Genomic DNA, 921 nt, shown 5'->3' on the forward strand with positions numbered 1-921 from the left:
GTGTATTAGTAACACTAACAACCATGTGTAATTCTAACACTAACGTGTGAACAAGGAGTTGTCACATTCTGAATAGATTTGGGCTGAACAAGCCTGTAAAATGTGTTTTCAAAAAAGTTTGGAAATCGATTGCGTAAAATATATTTGTTTTATGAAATATTCATTTATATTTAGTCCTCGAAACAACACACGATAATTATAACTTTTAATGAAAACTTCTTTTGCATTGTTAATTTCTGGTATTGCGATCAGTTTACTGCCGCCATTAACCAGAACAAAAAAACCAGATACTTTGCTGCTAAATGACCTTAAGCAGAGTAAGTTCAAATCAAAATTTAGAATTGATACCCCCGACCAGAACAGGTTTGTTAAAGTAAGCCTGCTTAAGGGGCAACTTACTGAGCCTACTGAATTGGCAGTATTGCCTAACTATGATATTTTAGTGTCGCAGCGCCGTGGTGAAATCATGCTATTTAAGAACAGCACAAAAACACTTAAAGAAGCCGGTAAACTTGAGGTATATTCTAAAACATTAAATACACCTGATGTTAATGCTGAAGAAGGATTATTAGGTATAGCACTTGACCCTAACTTTGCAAAGAACCAATACGTGTATGCTTTTTATAGTCCGGTAAAGCCTTCGGTGAACAGGTTATCGCGCTTTAAACTGGTAAACGATAAAATAAGCACCGCTTCTGAAAAGATTATCCTTGAGTTTTACTCGCAACGCGAAATCTGCTGCCATACTGGCGGATCCATTGCTTTTGGACCTGGTGGCTTACTATATGTATCAACAGGTGATAACTCCACTCCTTTTGATGCGCCAAAATCTAAATACGTAAACAACGGTTATGCGCCGCTAGACAACCGTCAGGGTTTTCAGCAGTATGATGCCAGAAGATCTGCAGGTAACACCAATGA

Annotated in this window: 1 protein-coding gene; it reads left to right on the plus strand. The window is 37.7% G+C overall.

The window, feature by feature from the left end:
* Window positions 1–208: 208 nt before the first annotated feature.
* A partial coding sequence (locus tag AC1DG9_RS27360; protein ID WP_477635735.1) for a PQQ-dependent sugar dehydrogenase occupies window positions 209–921 on the plus strand: 713 nt, incomplete at its 3' end.

Source organism: Pedobacter sp. 05L430 (genome assembly GCF_056397585.1).